Below are 6,722 nucleotides of genomic sequence, written 5' to 3' on the forward strand. Positions count from 1 at the left end.
TTCTGAGTATTGTTCGCTTGAACTGAGCTGTTTTGGCTTGAGTAACTAGTACAATAGTGGTAGGTTACTGTTCTGATTATGAATAAATTAATTTAGTTGTGGATCTGTACGGTTTTTGGAACTGGGTTTAAGCGGTGTTTACACTAATAAGCTGTTGGGCAACAAGGAGGCTTAATGAAGGCTGCAAACTTTTCTGAATCTCATGTTCAAAAATTTTGCTCTGAGATTAGTTGTACACAACCGGTTTCAGTTGTGTGTAAACCTCAATATCAAGAGGATGAAAATGAGTGCTTCCAGCTCGTTCAAGATAAAATTGAGGAACTAGGAGGAACATCAGTCACAGGTTGGGCTATCTGGGAAAAAGAAGGTATATTCATTGAAGCTGAATTTCATGCTGTATGGTTAAACTCAGAAGGCAAATACATAGACCTTAATCCAAGGCATATTTCTTCTAAGCTAAAAGAAATATTATTTATTCCTGATGAGCAAACTAGATATAAAAACAAACAAATTGATAATATCCGTAAACCTCTTGTTGATGATGCTGTAGTAAAGAAATTTTTACATCTAAACAGTAAAATGTTTGAATTTATGAATCGAGGTGAAAGAGCTTTTCAACATGGTGAAATAGAGCTTTCAATCCGCGAGAAAAAAGAACACAACAAGCTGCTGAAAGAGCTAATAAAATTAGAGCTAAAAATTAATAAAAAGTATGGTGTAGTTGTTGCTTAACAAGCAACTAAACGCGGGTTCGCTTTACGGTCACACGTTTTGCAAAAAGCGCAAAACTAAGTGCCAGCAAACCTCACTGGTTAGTTGGGCGTTAAATCTAGTTTAGATTGGTGCTAATTCTTTAGTCCCTTTATCCATTTTCTATAGTGAGATTTTTTGTTGCTTATCAATCTATTATAATCCATGCAACAGTTTAAACCGAACCCGTTGGGTGAGGGTTTAGCTTTGTAGAACTAACACAAACTAGAATAAAGTTGGTAAGAATGAGTATTATTCATGTAAACCAGATAGCTAATAAAATTGAGCAACTATTTCAAAGTAAGGTTGATGTTTCTGATCTAAATCCGTCTGATCAAGAGTATCGAACGAAAGTTCTGACTAGGTGCTTAGCTGCATACGCTGTTTATTGTATCGGTGGAGCGAATGAGGTTGAAGCTGCAAACTCTGTTATCGATGGTGCAAATGATAATGGCATAGATGCAATTTATTACTCTCCAGCTAACAAACGAATGATTTTGGTTCAATCTAAATGGTCTAAGAAGGGGGTAGGTGAGCCAGAAAGTGGAGACATGCGTAAATTTAAAGATGGTGTATTTGACCTTTTAGGCTTGGATTTCTCACGGTTTAACGATAAAACACGTAATATGCAAGCACTAATAGAAACGGCGTTGACTGCATATGACACTAAATTTGACATTGTCTTAATCCACACTGGAAACCAACTTATTAGCACTCATAGCCAAAGAGTAATGAACGATTTGGTCGCTGAGCTAAATGATGCGGGTGACGGCGTAAGTGAAGATGTCGTAACATTTCATCAACTAAACCAAGCTAAAGTACATGCTAGTCTTGCTGGGGGTATGGAAGGGGAGCCCATAGATCTCGAAATAGGTTTATCACAATGGGGTAAAGTAGAAGAACCTCATACCGCTTTCTTTGGGATGGTGTCCGGTGATGAAGTTTTTAATTGGTATAAATCAAAAGGGAAGCGTCTATTTTCGAAAAATATCCGTCAAATGCTTGGAAGTACGGATGTGAATGATGAGATAAGTACAACTATTGAAAAAACGCCAGAAAAGTTTTGGTACTTCAATAACGGGGTCACATTGGTTGCTGATAGTATCAAGAAATCGATGGTTGGTGGTAACGGTAGGGATATTGGTTCGTTTCGAGCAGCAAACATCAGTATAGTTAATGGGGCCCAGACGGTTAGTACTGTTGGTGGCTTTGATGAGTCTGAATTATCTAAATTGGAAAAAGTCAAAATTCCAATCAAATTAATCTCATTGGAAAATGCTGGAGATGACTTTGGAGCTAATGTTACAAAAACGAATAACAGGCAAAATCGAATCGAGAATCGTGATTTCGTATCTCTAGATGAGCAGCAATTAAGACTAAGAACTGAATTAGCTATCGAGGGTATAGAATACAATATTGTACGTTCAGAGTCTTTCAAATCTTCAGTGAAGTCATTTGACTTATCGGAAGCAACGATAGCTCTAGCGTGCGCATCAAATCAGGTTAGTCTTGCAGTACAAGCTAAAAGGGAAATTGGTAAATTTTATGAAAATTTATCAAAAGCTCCTTACAAATCAATTTTCAACCCAAATGTAACGGGAGTATATGTCTCTAATGTTGTGAAAAGCCTGAGGGTTGTTGAGCAGTTTCTTAATAATAAAATCGACTCATTAACTAAAAAAAGCGGTAGAGAATATGGTTTTCTGGTTCATGGAAACAGAATGATAGCCTTATTGGTCTTTTCTGATTTGAATCTTAGTAAGGTTGCTAATGATTATGAATTTGATTTAAATTCACTAGATATTGAAGAGGCATTTGAAAAAATTGTAGAAACTTTGTCGAATCAAATCGATGAGCATTATCCAGATAAAATTTTAGGCACCTTATTTAAAAACGCTACTATCTGTAAAGATCTATATAGAAGGTGTATTTAAAAAGGAATTAAAAGAGACATATATGGACGCTCCAGCGAGATTAAAAGAGACACCCATTCAAAACCAGCGCAAGCGAGATTAAAAGAAGCGGTTAAAAGAGGCATGAAATACGGAGACACCCAGCTTTGTCTGTTCCTTTATTGGGTTTTTGGAGTAGGGATCAGAGACACCGAGTAGGGATCAGAGACACCCACCTCAAACTGGCGTGCGGAGGGTATCTCGTCTACCTTTGGGTAGTACTCAATGGATTGAGGCTAATGGACAATGCCAACAGCAAGGAAGAAGCAAGTCAGCTTAACCGATACCAAATATTATCACTGTATATCCCGATGTGTTCGTCGAGCGTTTTTGTGCGGCAAAGACCGCTTTACAGGTAAGTCTTATGAACACCGCCGGGATTGGGTTGAAGAAAAGTTGCTGACGCTGGCAAAGATATTTTGCATTGAAGTGTGTGGTTATGCGGTGATGAGCAATCACACGCATATTGTGCTGTATGTCGATGATAAAAAAGCACAAAGGCTGTCGGACAAGGCCATTATTATTCGCTGGCATAAGCAGTTTAAAGGCAGCTGGTTGACGCACAAGTTCATCAATGGTGATGAGCTGAGCGAGTCAGAGCGCAGTATGCTTGATGCAGACATCAGTGAATTCAGAATACGCCTTGCGAGTATCAGCTGGTTTATGCGGGTATTGAATGAAGATATTGCACGCAGAGCCAACAAAGAAGATGGTTGCACCGGCCGTTTCTGGGAAGGGCGGTTTAAATCTCAGGCCTTGTTAGACGAAGCGGCAGTGGCTGCGTGCATGGCGTATGTTGATCTGAATCCAATCAGAGCCAAACTAGCAGAGACACCAGAAACATCGGACTATACCAGTATTAAAAAACGCATTGAGCATGCAAAACAGGGGATACAACCTTCAAGCTTAAGACGATTTGCTGGCAACCCACGTGAGCGCATGCCAAGTGGCCTGCCGTTTGAGTTAACCTATTATATTCAACTGGTTGAATTAACGGGCAGATGTATGCGTGCAGGTAAGCGGGGTTACATTACAGACAGCCGGGGCTTGTTAACCCGATTACAAATAGACCCGGACAACTGGCTAAAGCTCACAACCCAATTCACTCGGGTATTTCATGGTGCGGTAGGGCGGGAGGAAGCGTTGACAGAATACTGTGAGCATCTGCATAAACGGCGTCGAGCAAACCTGACTCAGTGCGAGCAATTATTGAGTTAATCACGCTCAATGTTATCAATATACCTTAGCTATTCAACCAACCTCATGCAAGGTGACGGCATCGTTTTGCCAAATTAAAAGAGACACCCATTCAAAACCAACGCTCAGTGAGGAAAAACACGGTTAGCCATTGTTATGTGTTCATTTTCTGGTTCGTCATGTGCTAGAAGCTTTCGAATGGGTGTCTTTACGCATTACCTGATCTTTGGCGGACTAATAATGTCGTAAAGGTAGTTATATACAAAAGTGTATAACGTAATGTAAATGACTAAAAACAACTCCAATCTTAGTGCCTCAAACATTGACACGTTTAGCCACCAAGCCAACATTGGTAGAGTCAATACCAGCATAGAGCCTTCAAAACCTAAGGCATGAATAATCCTGATTTTTAGTGAACGCTGGGTAAGTTGTTTGGGGTGATGTTTTAACAAGTATGTATCAAAAACATAGTTAAATATTAAATTCCAAACGACGGCATATATGGAAAAGGCAAGACCAATCGTCAGGGATTCGGACATTTCTAGTTGAAATAAAGGTTTAAGCAATAAGCTAATACTCAGCAGGGCAAATATTTCATAAAAAAGGGCGTGAATGATTCGCTCTTGTCTGGTTCTCATTTTTTATCCATCGTCTAAATTGCTATCTGCTAACCATCTTATATACTTAGTGACTATATTATTAGTTAGAATATATACATTAAGTAGATAGATGGCCGTTTCCTTCGAACAATTAGAAGCTTTTGTGGCAACACATAAATGTGGTTCCTTTTCCGCCGCCGCCAGATATACTGGCAAAGCACAATCGGTAATGAGTACCTTAGTATCAAACTTGGAGATTGATTTGGGTGTCGATTTATTTGATCGCAGCCATAGATATCCAATCCTCACTCCTGCTGGAGAGTCCTTAATTGGTCGGGCTAGTGGGGTTGTTGAGCAAAGAGAGAGGTTAATAGTTGCGGCAGATGAACTGCTTGCCAATGTTGAAACTAAACTCACTATCGCTATAGAGAATCAAATAACGATTGAAAACCTAGGTCATGTGCTCAAGCAACTCATCGTAAAACACCCTTATGTCGATATCGAAATCGATTATGGCACGGTACAGGACGTATGGCGCAGAGTGTCAAATGACACCGCACAACTTGGCATAGTAATACAGCCTGAAAACCCCTTAGAAGGTGTTGATTTTAGAGGTGTCGGTGTTATGGAATTTGTCTGTGTTGCATCTGAAGAGCATCCTCTATCACAACTAAAACAAGTATCTTGGGAAGATTTAAAACAGCATAGGCAGATATTGATCAAAGGTTTTGAAGATTCATCCATGACCAAATGGCAAGCTTCATTTCAAATTTGGCAAGTAGCAAACGTTCATGGATGTTTCGAGTTGGTTAGTGAAGGCATTGGTTGGGCTGTATTGCCTCGTTATGTATTAAAAGACACTAATTCAAAACAGAAAATTGTAAACTTGCCTTTGTCATTCGACAGCAGGAGTAGCTTTGCTCAGGAAGTGGATTTAATCTGGTCCGATAATAAAGCACTTGGCCCAGCTGCTAAGTTTATTACTGAACAGCTGAGCGATTTAATGCAAGTGCGAAATTAACATTAGCTAACCAGAGCTTGGCTTAACTCACAAGTGATTTGGCAAAAGACTCTATCGTCGTTGTTGGCTCACCTAATATTTGCCAAGTTTGTTCAGATACAGGCTGTTCATGTAACTGTTCAAAATATGTGAGCAGGTGCTCCATAAACTCAGCTTCTTCTGCAGGAAAGCCCATCTCTGGAATAGCGGCAATCGGGTAAGTAGCTATTTGGGTTTCGGGGCTGAATACGTCTAAGAATTTTCTCGCCGCGTCTGGAAATGAAATACCTTCTTTACCTTGTACTGAAAACGCTTGGTTGTAAGCTTTGTCGTTACCAATGGCGTTGTAAATGTTTATCGCTAAATCGGTCGTATTAGTATAGTAGATAGGGTAAGTATGATCGCCGATGATGCCGAACTGACCTTCTTGAATAAATACTGGGAATGAATCCAAAAAGAACGAGCAGTGGAAGAAGGTATAGTTAATTCCCGATTTTTTGATGTAGTCCATTCCCGGTAAACGAATTAGATTCGTTTTGTAAATTAATCCTTTAGCGGCAAACTCTTCGTGTAAGCTGTCAATACCAACAATCTGCATAACGTGTTTCACGCCGTTTTCTTTGGCGGCATCAACAATGTTAATTACACCTTCTCGTTCAGTATGAAATGGCAAACTAGGATCAAGGCTAGTGGTATTTAAACTGATATAAACAGTTTCAGTACCTTTCAATGCGTCTTTTAAACTGTCTAAATCACTTACATCTGCATAAACACAAGTCACCTCTTCAGGTAGAGCTGCTTTTGCTTTTTGCACATCTCGCACAACGGCGGTTACTTGAACGCCTTTAGCAACTAAATTTCTAATAACAGGTTGAGCCAAGTTACCTGTTGCGCCTATTACCGTAATTGATTTTTGCATGAACAATCTCTCTATAAATATAAACCACGAATGTAATATTAATATCGACTTATGGTATTGATAAAAATAGGTTGTATCCATTGTGTGTATAGGTCAGGGTAAGATCATGAAAAATCGTTTGCTATTCAGGAAGGTTTGAATGCAGACACCCAATGAATGATTGTTCTACATTTGGGGTGCTATGTTCTAAATTGAAGTGCACCACTATAGTTCAAGTTAGCTATTTTGGAGGTGCAAAATGGGTCAAAAATACTGTCATTTGAGTCATCAAGAGCGGAAGCTTATTTTTAATTGGTCTCACTATC

Annotated in this window: 6 protein-coding genes; 4 read left to right on the top strand and 2 right to left on the bottom strand. The window is 39.4% G+C overall.

Annotated features, from left to right (window positions below; all coding sequences use genetic code 11):
- Nucleotides 1-174: 174 nt before the first annotated feature.
- The 3 genes from NH568_RS09485 (at nucleotide 175) to NH568_RS09495 (ending at nucleotide 3,920) form a co-directional block, all read left to right on the top strand.
- Complete coding sequence (locus NH568_RS09485) at nucleotides 175-732, top strand: hypothetical protein (RefSeq protein ID WP_253046485.1); 558 nt, start codon at nucleotides 175-177, stop codon at nucleotides 730-732.
- Between the two features lie 263 nt (nucleotides 733-995).
- Nucleotides 996-2,684, top strand: a complete 1,689-nt coding sequence (locus NH568_RS09490; protein ID WP_253046486.1) for an AIPR family protein — start codon at nucleotides 996-998, stop codon at nucleotides 2,682-2,684.
- 264 nt (nucleotides 2,685-2,948) lie between these two features.
- Entirely contained in the window at nucleotides 2,949-3,920 is a 972-nt protein-coding gene (locus tag NH568_RS09495) for a transposase (protein ID WP_253046488.1), read from the top strand.
- A gap of 194 nt (nucleotides 3,921-4,114) precedes the next feature.
- Here the strand turns inward: NH568_RS09495 and NH568_RS09500 are convergent, their stop codons facing one another.
- Nucleotides 4,115-4,537 carry a PACE efflux transporter gene (locus NH568_RS09500; RefSeq protein WP_253046490.1) on the bottom strand — a complete coding sequence of 141 codons (423 nt, stop codon included), beginning with the start codon at nucleotides 4,535-4,537 and terminating at the stop codon, nucleotides 4,115-4,117.
- 91 nt (nucleotides 4,538-4,628) lie between these two features.
- On the opposite strand from NH568_RS09500, the gene NH568_RS09505 reads away from it, so the two are divergent.
- Complete coding sequence (locus NH568_RS09505; protein WP_253046492.1) at nucleotides 4,629-5,519, top strand: LysR family transcriptional regulator; 891 nt, start codon at nucleotides 4,629-4,631, stop codon at nucleotides 5,517-5,519.
- A 22-nt stretch (nucleotides 5,520-5,541) separates the two neighbouring features.
- Here NH568_RS09505 and NH568_RS09510 read toward each other — a convergent pair whose 3' ends face one another.
- Entirely contained in the window at nucleotides 5,542-6,417 is an 876-nt protein-coding gene (locus NH568_RS09510) for an NAD(P)H-binding protein (protein WP_253046494.1), read from the bottom strand.
- Between the last annotated feature and the right edge of the window lie 305 nt (nucleotides 6,418-6,722).

The organism is Pseudoalteromonas sp. XMcav2-N (assembly GCF_024124545.1).
In the GTDB taxonomy this organism is placed as follows: Bacteria; Pseudomonadota; Gammaproteobacteria; order Enterobacterales; family Alteromonadaceae; genus Pseudoalteromonas.